The sequence below is a fragment of the Pantoea cypripedii genome (genome assembly GCF_011395035.1).
Lineage (GTDB): Bacteria > Pseudomonadota > Gammaproteobacteria > Enterobacterales > Enterobacteriaceae > Pantoea > Pantoea cypripedii_A.
This window is the reverse complement of the sequence record NZ_CP024768.1, coordinates 484,199-497,872: the sequence shown is the minus strand read 5'-3', so window position 1 is coordinate 497,872 and position 13,674 is coordinate 484,199. Positions and strand designations below refer to the sequence as shown.

At 52.4% G+C, this 13,674-nt stretch carries 14 protein-coding genes; 11 read left to right on the top strand and 3 right to left on the bottom strand.

The features are described from left to right. Position 1: 1 nt before the first annotated feature. Positions 2-817 carry a phospholipid ABC transporter ATP-binding protein MlaF gene (mlaF, locus tag CUN67_RS02235; protein WP_208713828.1) on the bottom strand — a complete coding sequence of 272 codons (816 nt, stop codon included), beginning with the start codon at positions 815-817 and terminating at the stop codon, positions 2-4. A gap of 226 nt (positions 818-1,043) precedes the next feature. Here mlaF and CUN67_RS02230 point away from each other — a divergent pair, with 226 nt between their 5' ends. The 11 genes from CUN67_RS02230 (at position 1,044) to npr (ending at position 9,054) form a co-directional block, all read left to right on the top strand. After that, positions 1,044-2,024 (top strand): calcium/sodium antiporter, encoded by a 981-nt coding sequence (locus CUN67_RS02230; protein ID WP_208713827.1) that lies wholly within the window; start codon positions 1,044-1,046, stop codon positions 2,022-2,024. Positions 2,025-2,041: 17 nt separating this feature from the next. Further along, positions 2,042-3,022 (top strand): arabinose-5-phosphate isomerase KdsD, encoded by a 981-nt coding sequence (kdsD, locus tag CUN67_RS02225; RefSeq protein ID WP_208713826.1) that lies wholly within the window; start codon positions 2,042-2,044, stop codon positions 3,020-3,022. 13 nt (positions 3,023-3,035) lie between these two features. After that, entirely contained in the window at positions 3,036-3,602 is a 567-nt protein-coding gene (kdsC, locus tag CUN67_RS02220) for a 3-deoxy-manno-octulosonate-8-phosphatase KdsC (RefSeq protein ID WP_208713825.1), read from the top strand. Continuing rightward, positions 3,599-4,177, top strand: coding sequence for an LPS export ABC transporter periplasmic protein LptC (gene lptC, locus CUN67_RS02215; protein ID WP_208713824.1), 579 nt, complete (start codon positions 3,599-3,601; stop codon positions 4,175-4,177). The genes kdsC and lptC overlap by 4 nt, the downstream gene beginning before the upstream one ends. Beyond that, the gene (gene lptA, locus CUN67_RS02210; protein ID WP_084872162.1) at positions 4,146-4,700 is read left to right on the top strand and encodes a lipopolysaccharide ABC transporter substrate-binding protein LptA; all 555 of its coding nucleotides are present in this window, start codon (positions 4,146-4,148) and stop codon (positions 4,698-4,700) included. Before lptC ends, lptA begins: the two co-directional genes overlap by 32 nt. 5 nt (positions 4,701-4,705) lie before the next feature. Then, positions 4,706-5,431 carry an LPS export ABC transporter ATP-binding protein gene (lptB, locus tag CUN67_RS02205; protein ID WP_208713823.1) on the top strand — a complete coding sequence of 242 codons (726 nt, stop codon included), beginning with the start codon at positions 4,706-4,708 and terminating at the stop codon, positions 5,429-5,431. A gap of 48 nt (positions 5,432-5,479) precedes the next feature. Next, positions 5,480-6,913, top strand: a complete 1,434-nt coding sequence (rpoN, locus tag CUN67_RS02200; protein ID WP_208713822.1) for an RNA polymerase factor sigma-54 — start codon at positions 5,480-5,482, stop codon at positions 6,911-6,913. A 21-nt stretch (positions 6,914-6,934) separates the two neighbouring features. Further along, positions 6,935-7,222: a ribosome hibernation promoting factor gene (gene hpf, locus CUN67_RS02195; RefSeq protein ID WP_013507656.1), complete on the top strand. Its 288-nt coding sequence runs from the start codon at positions 6,935-6,937 to the stop codon at positions 7,220-7,222. 173 nt (positions 7,223-7,395) lie between these two features. After that, positions 7,396-7,878, top strand: coding sequence for a PTS IIA-like nitrogen regulatory protein PtsN (gene ptsN / locus CUN67_RS02190; protein ID WP_208617305.1), 483 nt, complete (start codon positions 7,396-7,398; stop codon positions 7,876-7,878). 52 nt (positions 7,879-7,930) lie between these two features. Next, positions 7,931-8,785 carry an RNase adapter RapZ gene (gene rapZ, locus CUN67_RS02185; protein ID WP_208713821.1) on the top strand — a complete coding sequence of 285 codons (855 nt, stop codon included), beginning with the start codon at positions 7,931-7,933 and terminating at the stop codon, positions 8,783-8,785. Further along, entirely contained in the window at positions 8,782-9,054 is a 273-nt protein-coding gene (npr, locus tag CUN67_RS02180) for a PTS phosphocarrier protein NPr (RefSeq protein WP_013507653.1), read from the top strand. Before rapZ ends, npr begins: the two co-directional genes overlap by 4 nt. Before the next feature lie 5 nt (positions 9,055-9,059). Here npr and mtgA read toward each other — a convergent pair whose 3' ends face one another. Both mtgA and arcB read right to left on the bottom strand, forming a co-directional pair. Then, positions 9,060-9,782, bottom strand: coding sequence for a monofunctional biosynthetic peptidoglycan transglycosylase (gene mtgA, locus CUN67_RS02175; RefSeq protein WP_208713820.1), 723 nt, complete (start codon positions 9,780-9,782; stop codon positions 9,060-9,062). Between the two features lie 886 nt (positions 9,783-10,668). Beyond that, positions 10,669-13,014: an aerobic respiration two-component sensor histidine kinase ArcB gene (gene arcB / locus CUN67_RS02170; protein ID WP_208713819.1), complete on the bottom strand. Its 2,346-nt coding sequence runs from the start codon at positions 13,012-13,014 to the stop codon at positions 10,669-10,671. Between the last annotated feature and the right edge of the window lie 660 nt (positions 13,015-13,674).

The following is a 13,674-nucleotide window of genomic DNA, read 5'->3' as shown; positions in this document are numbered from 1 at the left end:
CTTAGGTTCTCCCTGCGTGGGTCAGATCGGCCAGATAATCCCCGGCCGGAAAGCGGAACGGCACCGGGCCATCCGCATGACCCTCAATAAACTGGCGCACGCGTGGATCGGGGTTAGTCCGCAATTCAGGCGCGCTACCCTGAGCAATAATTTTTTGCCCGGCAACAATATAGGCATGATCGGCAATGCTCAAGACCTCTGGCACATCGTGCGAAACCACGATGCAGGTGACCCCCAGCGCGTGATTCAACTCGTCGATCAATTTTACCAGCACGCCCATGGTAATCGGATCCTGGCCGACAAAGGGTTCGTCAAACATGATCAGGTCTGGTTCCAGCGCGATGGCACGCGCCAGCGCCGCACGGCGCGCCATACCACCGGAGAGTTCCGCAGGTTTGAGTTGTGCAGCACCACGCAACCCAACCGCTTCCAGCTTCATCATCACCGTACTGTGCAACAGCGCTGGCGGGAGTTGCGTATGTTCCCGTAGCGGCCAGGCCACGTTATCAAAGACGCTAAGATCGGTAAAAAGTGCACCGGACTGGAACAACATGCTCATTTTTTTACGCACTTCATACAATCTGCGGCGCGAAAGTGAGGGAATATTTTCGTCCCGGAACCAGATTTCACCTTTATCGGGTTGCAGCTGGCCGCCAATCAGGCGCAATAACGTGGTTTTACCAATGCCAGAAGGCCCCATAATGGCGGTCACTTTACCGGCAGGCACAGTTAATGAAATGTCGTCGAAGATGGTGCGATCTCCGCGCGAAAAGCTTACGCCACGAACCTCAACCAGATTCGTTTGCTGCTGGATCATCTTTACCTCTTAATGGGGATCGGGCGTTATCGTATCCCGGGATGGTAGCCTGTAAGTCCACGATGCACGAGAGTTTTACAGAAACTTACCCACCTGGTTTGGCGAAAATAGCCTTAAAATTTACTTTTGCCTCTCAGACAGTCAAAATCAGCGCCTGTTTCAATGCGCTAATGTTTATACCCGTCGGGCAAGGCGTGCCGACACATCTGGCCATCAAGGATTTTTCATGTTCGTAGCCACTGCCCTGCTGTTCATTGGATTGATTTTACTGGCTTACGGCGCTGACCGATTAGTATTCAGTGCCGCGATCCTCAGTCGATCCTTTGGCATACCGCCATTAATCATTGGCATGACTGTGGTCAGCATCGGCACTTCGCTTCCTGAATTGATCGTTTCTTTCTCAGCAGCGCAGCACGGACAGATGGACCTGGCAGTCGGCACCGCGCTGGGTTCGAACATCACCAATATTCTGTTAATCCTCGGCGGAGCGGCCCTGCTGCATCCTTTAACCGTCCATTCCAGGCTGATTCGCCGCGAACTCCCGTTAATGCTGCTGGTCTCATTGCTGAGCGGTATTATGTTGTTTGATAATTATCTCAGTCGCCTCGATGGCGTGGCATGGCTGCTGATTGCACTGGGCTATCTGCTGATAGCGATCCGCATCGCACGCCGGGCCGAGCGTGAAAATAACGACACCTTAACGCGCGAACAATTGGCGGAACTGCCACGTGACGAGAGCGGCAACACCGTGGCCTTCCTGTGGCTCGCCGTTGCACTGCTGATCCTGCCGATGTCGACCCGCATGGTGATTGATAACGCGACCGTATTTGCCGATTACTTCGGCGTGAGTGAACTGGTGATGGGGCTGACGTTAATCGCCGTAGGCACCAGCCTGCCAGAATTGGCCACCGTTATCGCTGGCGCGATGAAAGGCGAGGATGATATCGCCATCGGCAATCTGATCGGTGCCAATATTTTTAACCTGGCCATTGTGCTGGGCCTGCCCGCGTTAGTTCATCCGGGCAGCATTGATCCCCATGCTTTTGCCCGTGATTACTGGGTGATGTTGGGGGTTAGCGTGCTGTTCGCCCTGTTGTGCCTGCAACGCAGACGCCGAATTGGCCGGGCGGCGGGTACGTTGTTGTTAGCAGGATTTATCGTGTGGGTGTGCTGGCTGTGGCTTAGCCCCATGTTTATCACAGGTTAATAAAGGACAGACTGAGTATGTCACATCAGCAACCGGATTTTGACTTTCAACAGGCAGGCAGAGCGGTGCTGCGTATTGAGCGTGAAGGCCTGGAACAACTCGATCAATATATTAATGACGACTTCTCACGCGCCTGCAAAATGATCTTTGCCTGTCGGGGTAAAGTCGTGGTGATGGGGATGGGCAAGTCAGGCCATATTGGCAAAAAGATGGCCGCGACCTTCGCCAGCACCGGGACACCCGCATTCTTTGTTCATCCTGCTGAAGCCAGCCACGGTGACCTCGGCATGGTCAGCACCAACGATGTGGTGATTGCCATTTCGAACAGCGGTGAATCCAACGAGATCCTCGCGCTGGTACCGGTGCTGAAACGCCAGAAAGTTCAGCTGATTTGCATCACCAGCCGTGCCGACAGCGCGATGGGCCGGGCCGCCGATGTACATCTTTGCGTGAAGGTCCCTCAGGAAGCCTGCCCGCTCGGTCTGGCACCCACCACCAGCACCACAGCCACTCTGGTGATGGGGGATGCGCTGGCAGTGGCGCTACTGGAAGCGCGCGGCTTTACGCCGGAAGATTTTGCGTTGTCCCATCCAGGTGGCGCATTGGGACGTAAACTGTTACTGCATGTCAGTGACATCATGCACAGCGGCGACGAGATCCCTCATGTCACACGGGATGCCTCTTTACGCGATGCGTTACTGGAGATCACGCGGAAAAATCTCGGTCTGACGGTGATCGTCGATGACCTGATGAAAATTGAAGGTATCTTCACCGACGGTGACTTACGTCGGGTGTTTGATATGGGTATCGATTTCCAGTCAGCCCGCATTCAGGATGTGATGACCCGTGGTGGTATCCGTGTTCGCCCCAATCTGCTGGCGGTGGATGCCCTTAACCTGATGCAAAACAAAAACATCACTGCATTGCTGGTGGCCGATGACGATCGCCTGCTCGGTGTGGTACATATGCATGACATGCTGCGCGCCGGCGTGGTCTGAACAGGAAAAGAACATGAGTGTTGAAACACCCGCAGTGGAAACCTGCTATGGTCCGGTGAGCGCAGAAGTCATGGCGCGGGCGGCGCAAATCCGCCTGCTGATTTGTGACGTTGATGGTGTGATGTCAGACGGCCTGATTTACATGGGCAACAGCGGCGAAGAATTGAAAGCCTTTAATGTACGCGATGGTTATGGCATTCGTTGCCTGCTGACCTCAGGCATCGAAGTGGCTATTATTACCGGCCGCAATGCCAGACTGATGGCAGATCGCTGCAAAACCCTCGGCATTACGCATCTTTACCAGGGACAATCGGATAAGCTTTTGGCCTGGCGCGAACTCCTGGATAAACTGTCATTATCTGCCGAACAGGTTGCGTATATCGGTGATGACCTGATCGACTGGCCGGTTATGGCGCGAGTCGGTCTCAGTGTCGCTGTCGCCGATGCGCACCCGATTCTGCTGCCGCGCGCGCATTACGTCACCCGCATTGCCGGTGGCCGCGGTGCAGTACGTGAACTTTGCGATCTGATCTTAATGGCGCAGAATAAATTTGAGGATGCCAAAGGGCAATCAGTATGAGTAAAAGCAGGCGTTGGATAACGCTGATTCTGGCCTTAATCGCTCTGGTGCTGATCGGCTGGAATCTTACCAACCAGGATGAGAGCAAAACACCGGTTGCCACCAACGATCAGGAGCCGACCTATACCAGTTCGACTTCCCACACCGTGGTATACAATCCCGATGGTGCGCTGGCCTACAAGCTGATTTCGGATAAAGTTACCTACTTTGATGCCGATCAACTGAGCTGGTTCGATAATCCGGTGATGACCACCTATGACGTGAACAAAATTCCAACCTGGTCTGTTCGCTCGGATAAGGCAAAGCTCACCAAAGATCGTATGCTTTATCTATACGGCCACGTTGAAGTCAACACCCTGACGCAGGATTCCGAGTTACAGCGCATCAAAACGGATAATGCGGTAGTCAATCTGGTTACCCAGGATGTTACTTCGGACGATCAGGTCACCCTTTATGGCCGCAGTTTTAACTCTACTGGCATGAAGATGCGCGGCAACTTACGGACAAAAAATGCCGAGTTGATTGAAAAGGTCAAATCCTCCTATGAAATCCAAAATGAACAAAAACAGCCTTAAGTTACTGTTGGTCAGCGCTCTGTTAGCCACCAGTCTGCCCGCTCTGGCATTAACAGGAGACTCGGACAAGCCCGTTAATATCGTTTCAGAAAACCAGGCGCTGGATCTGCAAGGCAATGTCGCCACCTTCACCGGCAATGTGATCGTGACCCAGGGGTCGATTAAAATCACCGCTGATAAAGTGGTGGTAACGCGTCCGGGCGGCGACAGCAAAAAAACCATCGTTGATGCCTGGGGCAATCCCGCCACTTTCTATCAAATGCAGGATAGCGGTAAGCCGGTACAAGGCCATGCTGCCAAGCTGCACTACGAACTGGCCAATGACTTTGTTGAGCTGACCGGCAATGCTTACATTGAGCAGCTGGATAGCAACATCAAAGGCGATCGCATCACCTATCTGGTGAAAGAGCAGAAAATGCAGGCCTTCAGTCAGGGCCAGAGCAAACGCGTGACCACCGTGCTGGTGCCGTCGCAGTTGCAGGATAAAAACGGTTCATCTCAGAGCCAAAAGAAGAGTAACTAATTTCTATGGCCACACTGATCGCTGAAAACCTGGCGAAAGCCTATAAAGGCCGCCGCGTGGTAGAAGACGTTAGCCTGCAGGTGAAATCCGGCGAAATCGTCGGTCTGCTGGGTCCCAACGGAGCGGGTAAAACCACCACCTTCTACATGGTGGTGGGTATTGTCCCACGTGATGCCGGTCGCATCGTGATTGATGATGAAGACATCAGTCTCCTGCCACTGCATGCACGTGCACGCCGTGGCATTGGTTATCTGCCGCAGGAAGCATCGATTTTCCGTCGCCTGAGCGTTTACGACAATCTGATGGCGGTATTGCAGGTCCGTGAAGATCTCAGCGAAGAACAGCGCCAGGATCGTGCTAATGAATTGATGGAAGAGTTCCACATTGAGCATCTGCGTGACAGCATGGGCCAGGCACTCTCCGGTGGTGAACGCCGCCGTGTGGAGATTGCCCGAGCGCTGGCCGCCAACCCTAAATTCATTCTGCTGGATGAACCTTTTGCCGGTGTCGATCCCATTTCCGTTATTGATATCAAGAAGATCATTGAACATTTGCGCGATAGCGGGCTGGGCGTGTTGATCACCGACCACAACGTGCGCGAAACCCTTGCCGTTTGTGAACGCGCTTACATCGTCAGCCAGGGGCATTTGATTGCCCACGGTACTCCCGATGAAATACTTGCAGATGAGCAGGTTAAGCGTGTTTATTTGGGCGAAGAGTTCAGACTCTGATAAGGTGTCGTAACCTCCGACGTTTGCTTAGGAAATTCAATCCGGATTATGAAGCAAGGTTTGCAACTCAGGCTCAGCCAACAGCTGGCGATGACACCACAGTTGCAGCAGGCAATTCGCTTGCTGCAACTCTCTACGCTTGAACTCCAGCAGGAATTACAACTGGCGCTGGAAAGCAATCCATTGCTTGAACAATCAGAAGTCCATGAAGAAGTAGACGCGCGCGAATATCAGGAGAGCGAAGCGCTCGACACACGCGAAGCGCTTGAGCAGAAGGACATGCCGGAAGAGTTGCCGCTCGATGCCACCTGGGATGAGATCTACACCGCCGGTACACCTTCAGGCACCGGGACCGATTATCAGGATGATGAATTGCCGGTGTACCAGGGGGAGACGACGCAGTCATTGCAGGACTACCTGATGTGGCAGGTCGAGCTAACGCCTTTCACCGATACCGATCGCGCCATTGCTACCTCGATTGTCGATGCCATTGACGATACCGGTTATCTCACCGTGACGTTGCAGGATATCTGCGACAGCATTGGCGATGATGAGCTGACGCTGGACGAAGTGGAAGCGGTGCTGAAACGCGTGCAGCGTTTTGACCCGGTTGGTGTCGGTGCACGCGATTTACGTGATTGTTTGCTGGTCCAGCTGTCACAATATGCCAGCGACACACCGATGCTGGCAGAAGCGCGGCTTATCGTTAGCGAACATCTCGACCTGCTGGCCAATCATGATTTCCGCAGTCTGATGCGGGTGACGCGTCTGAAAGAAGATGTGCTGAAAGACGCCATGGTATTGATTCAGTCGCTCGATCCGCGTCCGGGCCAGTCAGTGAACACCAGCGAACCGGAGTATGTCATCCCTGATGTGCTGGTGCGCAAAACCGGCACACGCTGGACGGTCGAGCTGAATGCCGACAGCGTGCCGCGTCTTAAAATCAACCAGCATTATGCCGCGATGGGCGGCGCCGCGCGTAACGACAGCGACAGCCAGTTTATCCGCAGCAACTTACAGGAAGCCAGGTGGCTGATTAAGAGCCTGGAGAGCCGAAATGACACGCTGCTGAAAGTAACGCGTTGTATTGTCGAGCAGCAGCAAGCGTTCTTTGAGCAAGGCGAGGAGTATATGCGCCCGATGGTGCTGGCGGATATCGCCCAGGCCGTTGATATGCATGAATCGACAATCTCCCGCGTGACCACGCAGAAGTATTTACATAGCCCGCGTGGCATCTTTGAACTTAAATATTTTTTCTCCAGCCATGTGAACACCGAAGGCGGTGGCGAAGCCTCTTCCACGGCGATACGTGCACTGGTGAAAAAATTGATCTCTGCGGAAAACCCCGCAAAACCCTTGAGCGACAGCAAACTGACCTCCATGTTATCTGAACAGGGCATCATGGTGGCCCGCCGTACGGTTGCTAAGTATCGCGAGTCTTTGTCCATCCCGCCCTCGAACCAGCGTAAGCAGCTGGTTTGAATGTATTGAGAAGGAAGACCTATGCAGATAAACCTTACCGGACTGAATGTAGAGATTACCGAACCGCTGCGCGAGTTTGTAAATAGCAAATTTGCCAAACTGGAACACTATTTTGATCGTATCAATCAGGTCTATATTGTTCTGAAAGTGGAGAAGGTAACGCAGATTGCTGATGCGACCTTGCATGTGAACGGCGGGGAGTTGCACGCGACATCGGAAGCGGAAGATATGTACGCGGCCATTGACGGATTGATCGACAAGCTTTCCCGTCAGTTGACCAAACATAAAGACAAACTGAAAAAACACTAACCTTCACGCTTGCAGAGTGCTGGCTGGTTCAGCACTCAGAGCACAGAATGGGGCGGGCTGACCGCCCCGTTTTGTCATCTGCGCAAGCGCCAACAGGAGAACCTGCATTTTCCCCGTTAACGGGTTAAAGTGGGTACTCGTCGCGGCTATGTGAACTCGCAAGTGAAACGATGATGAACAACGATCTGACACTGGAATTGAGCTCGGTCCTCACGCTGGACTGCACCCGCAGCGGCGTACACTGCCAGAGTAAAAAACGTGCGCTGGAAATTATCAGCGAGCTGGCAGCTAAGCAGCTCAATCTGCCTCACCAGACGCTTTTCGAAGCAATCCTCACCCGTGAACGTATGGGGAGTACCGGTATTGGCAACGGCATTGCTATTCCACATGGCAAGCTGGAGGAGGACACCCTGCGCGCTGTAGGCGTGTTTATCAGCCTCGATCAGCCGATCGCCTTTGATGCCGTCGACAATCAGCCGGTAGACCTGCTGTTTGCGCTACTGGTGCCGGCAGACCAGTGTAAAACCCATCTGCATACGCTGTCGCTGGTCGCAAAACGCCTGGCAGATAAAACCGTCTGTCGTCGCCTGCGCGCGGCACAAAGCGATGAAGAACTCTATGCCATTATCACAGAAGCGCAGGACGACCATCCTTAAGCGACAGACACTTTTACCGGCCAGGGTGCCGGTTTAAAACGGGAGAAATGTGATGGTGCTGATGATCGTTAGCGGTCGGTCAGGCTCAGGAAAATCAGTCGCGTTACGTGCACTTGAGGACATGGGGTTTTACTGTGTCGATAATCTGCCGGTGGTGCTGCTACCCGAACTGGCAAATACGTTAACCGAACGCAATATCTCAGCCGCCGTCAGTATTGACGTGCGGAACATGCCCGAATCGCCGGAAATTTTTGAAACAGCCCTCAATAATCTGCCGGACTCCTTTGCGCCGCAGCTGTTGTTTCTCGACGCCGATCGCAACACGCTGATTCGTCGCTACAGCGATACCCGCCGCCTGCATCCGCTTTCCAGTAAGAACCTGTCACTGGAGAGCGCCATTGATGAGGAGAGCGATCTGCTGGAGCCGCTGCGTTCACGCGCCGATCTGATCATCGACACCTCAGAGATGTCGGTGCATGAGCTGGCAGAGATGCTGCGTACCCGTCTGCTGGGTAAACGTGAACGCGAACTGACCATGGTGTTTGAGTCCTTTGGCTTCAAACATGGCATTCCAATCGATGCCGATTATGTCTTTGATGTGCGTTTTCTGCCTAACCCGCACTGGGATCCGAAACTGCGTCCGATGACCGGCCTGGATCGCCCGGTGGCAGCGTTTCTCGATCGCCATACTGAAGTGCATAACTTTATCTACCAAACGCGCAGCTACCTTGAGCTGTGGCTGCCGATGCTGGAAACCAATAATCGCAGTTACCTCACCGTCGCCATTGGCTGTACCGGTGGTAAGCATCGCTCGGTCTACATTGCCGAACAGCTGGCCGATTATTTCCGCTCGCGTGGTAAAAATGTGCAGTCCCGTCATCGCACCCTGGAAAAACGCAAATCATGACCGTGAAGCAGACCGTTGAGATTCGTAATAAGCTGGGAATGCACGCCCGCCCGGCCATGAAGTTGTTCGAGCTGGTGCAGAGTTTCGACGCTGAAGTGTTGCTACGCAATGAGGCCGGAACGGAAGCCGAAGCCAGCAGTGTCATCGCGCTGCTGATGCTGGATTCCGCCAAAGGGGGTCATATTGAGATCGAAGCCAGCGGCCCGGAAGAGACTCAGGCACTGGCTGCGGTGATCGAATTGTTCGAAGCGGGTTTCGACGAAGATTAATCGCCTTAGTGCAATTTGTAGCGATTAAGAAAACCTTCCCCACCCAGCTGGCGCATCTGTCGCATAATCCATTGCTGGCGCTGACGAATATAACCTGAGGGCGCGTCGGCGCGGAAACGAATCGGATTGGGCAGAACGGCGGCCAGCAGGGCAGCTTCCGACATCGTCAGACGGCTGGCCGGTTTGTGAAAATAACGCTGTGACGCCTCCTCCACACCGAATACCCCATTGCCCAACTCGGCGATATTCAGATAGACCGTCAGAATACGGCGCTTGGTCCATACGGTTTCAATCCCCACCGTTAGCCCGGCTTCCAGACCTTTTCGCACCCAGCTGCGCCCATCCCACAGGAACAGGTTTTTTGCCGTCTGCTGTGAAAGTGTAGATGCCCCTCGCATGCGTTCATCCCCTTCGTTATCGAGTACCGACTGGATCGCTTGCACATCAAATCCCCAGTGAACCGGGAATTTTTGGTCTTCAGAGGCAATAACCGCCAGCGCCATCCACGGAGAGATCTCATCCATGCTGACCCAATCAGAATGCGCCACATAGTCAAAATTGCCGCTCAGCCAGGCGCCGATCTGTCGTTGCACCATCACAGCGGAGAAAGGTACCGGCAAAAAGGAAAACAACAAAATGGCCGCCAGCCAAATACCTAACCAGGCGAGCAGGAATTTTGCCATTATCACTTTAATACGTTGCCAAAGTTTCCCTTGATTCTTACTCATCAAATTTACTCTTACCTGTTCCCTGTATTAATCAATCACTCAGGTCTTGATGACACTCAGCGACACACGGGTGCTAAAAATTACTCAGTGGCCAGTTGATTTATCAAACAAAGTCATTACTTGCGTGACCATCGTTCCTTTAATAGAGCCAAATACATCAATCACTTCCGCTATTAAGGAATCGGTTCCATGCGTAAAATCTTATCGGAAGAGTTCGTTATGGACAATTAACCGAATGTGATACAAGTCACGCCGAATGATTCAACCTTCTTAACATTAGGCTTTCATAGCGTTTGAACATGTGCATTGATTAACGAAAGCATTATGCGAAAAATGTGTAAATTCGCAGCAGATACCCTGTGACTTCCACTCTTTGTGGTAAAGCATTCTGTGTGACATTTGGTTTACATTCATCGCTAAATCCATAAACCGGAACTTTCTGTTGATGGTTTCCAAAACGTTTTGGATAACCCGGTCACTCTTCCCACATTTGGACCATATTTCAGTTGGTTAACCTTAAAAAAAGCAAATTTTTTGCTACCAGCTGACTTTCGCTGCGCTTACGAGGTTTTTCTGCCGCTTCAGCACGTTAAAACCACAGCAAAAATAGAACATTTGGTCAAAAATAACACAATAAGGCAAAGAAATTGATTCCTTGCTTGACTGTGTCACCAAATTAATGTTTTCTGTATTTAAACGCTGCTCAACATCACACAATTTAATGAATCTTGTCACAACTGATGATGAATTTGCTAAGGTGATTTGGAAGCGTTAACCAATACCACGCTGTTGCTCAGGATAGACCTCAAATAATAGCAGCAGCGACAATTTCCCTGGTGTTGGCGCAGTATTCGCGCACCCCAGTTTCGACTGGGGTCATTTTTTTCTACGGTTTGTCACTTTCCCGCGATGCCACCCATTCACGTAATACGTTAACGTCGTGCCGCCATTCCTGTTTTAACTCATCAATCCATTCCTGCACATTATCCCACCATGCCGGCAGTTCCGGTGACTGAATTTGCTTCGCCAGTTTTTGCAGATGTAACAAACCCACTGACCCCGCAGCCCCTTTGATTTTGTGCCCTTCTTCAGCAATGCCTTTCTGATCACGCGCCATCATGTTGGAATCCAGCACATCAAGATAACCTGGCATCATCTTTTCAAACATCGTCAGACTTTGGGTGATCAATCCAGGTCCAACCAGCTCGATATATTGCTCCAGCATGGGGACATCGAGCAGCGCACGGGTTTTCTCTTCCACCTGAGGTGCGACTACCGGCGTATCTGCTTCAGCCTGATAATCCCAGAACTTCTTAATCATCGCTGTCAGCGCAGGCACTGCCAGCGGTTTGCTCAGCACCTCATCCATGCCAGCATCCAGATACTCTTTCTTGTCTTTCAGCACATTGGCGGTCAGCGCCACCAGTGGCGGCAATATCTCACCAGCATGTCGCTGATGAATGGCGCGCGACACGTCAAGGCCGGTCATGTCCGGCAGCTGAATATCCAGCAGCACCAGATCGAACTCCTGCGGATCGAACATCTCCAGAGCCGCAGTGCCGGTCATCGCCACTTCAACACTGCAACCCAGTTTCTCCAGCACCGAACGCGCCACGATCACGTTCAGTTCAATATCTTCCACCAACAGGACATGCAGCGCGGGCAACGGCATGCTGTCGTCGAGGTTGTCATCCTCAACCTCTTCAGCGACGCGTGGTGCCTTGATCTCGACAATAAAGCAGGAACCCTGTCCCTGCACGCTACGCACGCTGATATCGCCGCCCATCGCCTGTGCCAGGCGGCGGGACACCGCCAGCCCGATACCGGTGCCCGTGGCCGGTTTACCGCCATGCTGGTCTTTCACCTGATAATACATGGCGAAGATCTTGTCCTGCTCCTCCTGCGGGATACCCATACCGGAGTCTTCCACCTCAAACCGCAGGGTTTCATCCTGGTGATAAGCGACACGCACCACGATTTCACCCTGCTGGGTGAATTTCACCGCATTACCAATCAGGTTCCACAGGATCTGTCGCAGGCGCGTGCCATCAGCACAGATTTTGTGCGGCAGCGGCAGTTCAGGTGACATCACGAACTTCAGCCCTTTCGGCTGTGCCAGCAGGCCGGAGAGGTTTTCCAGATCGGACAGGAAACCGGTGAAATCGAGCGGCTGGTTATCCAGCTGCACTTTACGTCGCTCAATCTTGTCCACCTCGATCACATCATTGAAAATGTTACCGAGGGTGATGGCCGACACATGGATGGTTTTCAGATACTTAAGCTGCTCCTGATTAAGATCGGTATCCAGCAGAATGCGGCTCAGCCCCACAATCCCGTTCAGCGGGGTACGCAGCTCGTGGCTGATGGTAGAAATAAAGGTGGTCTTTTCACGGCTGGCATTCTCCAGCGCGTCCTGATAACGCTTACGCTCGGTAATATCGCGGCCAAAGCCCATCAGGCCACTGCGTTTACCAACACGATCGTAATAAGGGACTTTACGGATTTCGAAGCAGGCTTTGCGTCCATCGGGATATTGCAGCCATTGTTCGTAAGTCAGCGACACATTATGGCGGAACACCTTCTCATCCGTTTCCAGTACCTTGGTAGCGGCATCTTCATCATAAATATCACGCGGCGTCAGACCAATTAACTGCTTTTCACTCAATCCAGTGAGCAGCTCCATCGCGCGGTTACAGCCAGAGAATTGCTTATCGATATTGCGGTAAAACACCAGATCCGGCGAAGCATCAAGGAAAGAGCGCAGGAAGGAGGATTGCTGCTCAAGTTCAATTTGTGCCTGCTCGCGGCGAGCCATTTCTTCACGCAGCTTATCCATCACCTGCTCACGCGCCTGCTCGGCTTTAATACGGTCGGCAATTTCCTGGTTGAGCTGCGTAATGGTTTCTTTCATCTGCTGATTCAGCTCAAGATCGCGCGTTCGCATCTCTTCCAGCTTATCCACCAGCCGTGAGAGGCGCTGACGTGACTCTTCCAGTTGATCAACCACCACCGAGAGAAAGTAGACTGCCCAGGGGGTAATCAGCAGACCAAAGAAAATCGACCGCACCACATCGATGCTCTCAACGTGGCCACGCAGCACCATAGTGACGGCCATCTGTACCACCATCGCCAGCACCACCAGCGCCGAAGCCAGCAGCAGCGAAAAGCGCACCAGCCCCAGTTTGACCATCAAATCAACGTAGTATTGCGCTAAAAGACGAATCTGTTTCATTACCCACTCCCTGAACGAAATCTGGCTCATGATAGCGCAATTATCGGGGAGGCGCGCTTACTGGCCGCGCCGTATCGCTGTGGTTATGCCCCGTTATGGTGCATTGCAGCATGATTTCGCCGACGTTCCCGTGTTTATGCGTAAAGCGCTTGACTAATTCTGCCAACTGAATAATCTGGAGGGCCGCGCTTTTGCGGCCATTTCTCAGCACGCCGTGCTAATCAGTACTCTGGCAGCCATATTGTCCAATGGTTGCTGTTCCTTTTTGCATATCCATTCAACTTAAGCGATGTTTTAATCACGCGCAGCATGATTAATTTTACTAATGACACCCCCCTTCCTGATTCAAATATGACGCCATAAGAAAAACAGATACATGCTGTGCACGAAGTGGCCTGAACAGCATTTTATGCTGAAAACACCCCAGGCCCCAGCATGGTGCACAGATTTGGAGGCTGCACCACAGTGAGACGGCTCACACTTCTTACGGGATTGCCAACAGGCACATTGACAACTTTTTCATTAATTTAATGATTAAAATCATCATCTTAAATCACAAAAAAGCATATTACCCTCAATAAGACTGGCTATTTGACCTGAGTACGCTTTCCCGATAAGTTGGAACTCCGCTGGATGCTTTCCTGTCGGGCCAGTGTCTCG

Excerpts from the sequence above, each read along its gene's own strand:
- mlaF (WP_208713828.1), bottom strand. The coding sequence starts at position 817 with ATGATCCAGCAGCAAACGAATCTGGTTGAGGTTCGTGGCGTAAGCTTT.
- CUN67_RS02230 (WP_208713827.1), top strand. The coding sequence starts at position 1,044 with ATGTTCGTAGCCACTGCCCTGCTGTTCATTGGATTGATTTTACTGGCT.
- kdsD (WP_208713826.1), top strand. The coding sequence starts at position 2,042 with ATGTCACATCAGCAACCGGATTTTGACTTTCAACAGGCAGGCAGAGCG.
- kdsC (WP_208713825.1), top strand. The coding sequence starts at position 3,036 with ATGAGTGTTGAAACACCCGCAGTGGAAACCTGCTATGGTCCGGTGAGC.
- lptC (WP_208713824.1), top strand. The coding sequence starts at position 3,599 with ATGAGTAAAAGCAGGCGTTGGATAACGCTGATTCTGGCCTTAATCGCT.
- lptA (WP_084872162.1), top strand. The coding sequence starts at position 4,146 with ATGAAATCCAAAATGAACAAAAACAGCCTTAAGTTACTGTTGGTCAGC.
- lptB (WP_208713823.1), top strand. The coding sequence starts at position 4,706 with ATGGCCACACTGATCGCTGAAAACCTGGCGAAAGCCTATAAAGGCCGC.
- rpoN (WP_208713822.1), top strand. The coding sequence starts at position 5,480 with ATGAAGCAAGGTTTGCAACTCAGGCTCAGCCAACAGCTGGCGATGACA.
- hpf (WP_013507656.1), top strand. The coding sequence starts at position 6,935 with ATGCAGATAAACCTTACCGGACTGAATGTAGAGATTACCGAACCGCTG.
- ptsN (WP_208617305.1), top strand. The coding sequence starts at position 7,396 with ATGAACAACGATCTGACACTGGAATTGAGCTCGGTCCTCACGCTGGAC.
- rapZ (WP_208713821.1), top strand. The coding sequence starts at position 7,931 with ATGGTGCTGATGATCGTTAGCGGTCGGTCAGGCTCAGGAAAATCAGTC.
- npr (WP_013507653.1), top strand. The coding sequence starts at position 8,782 with ATGACCGTGAAGCAGACCGTTGAGATTCGTAATAAGCTGGGAATGCAC.
- mtgA (WP_208713820.1), bottom strand. The coding sequence starts at position 9,782 with ATGAGTAAGAATCAAGGGAAACTTTGGCAACGTATTAAAGTGATAATG.
- arcB (WP_208713819.1), bottom strand. The coding sequence starts at position 13,014 with ATGAAACAGATTCGTCTTTTAGCGCAATACTACGTTGATTTGATGGTC.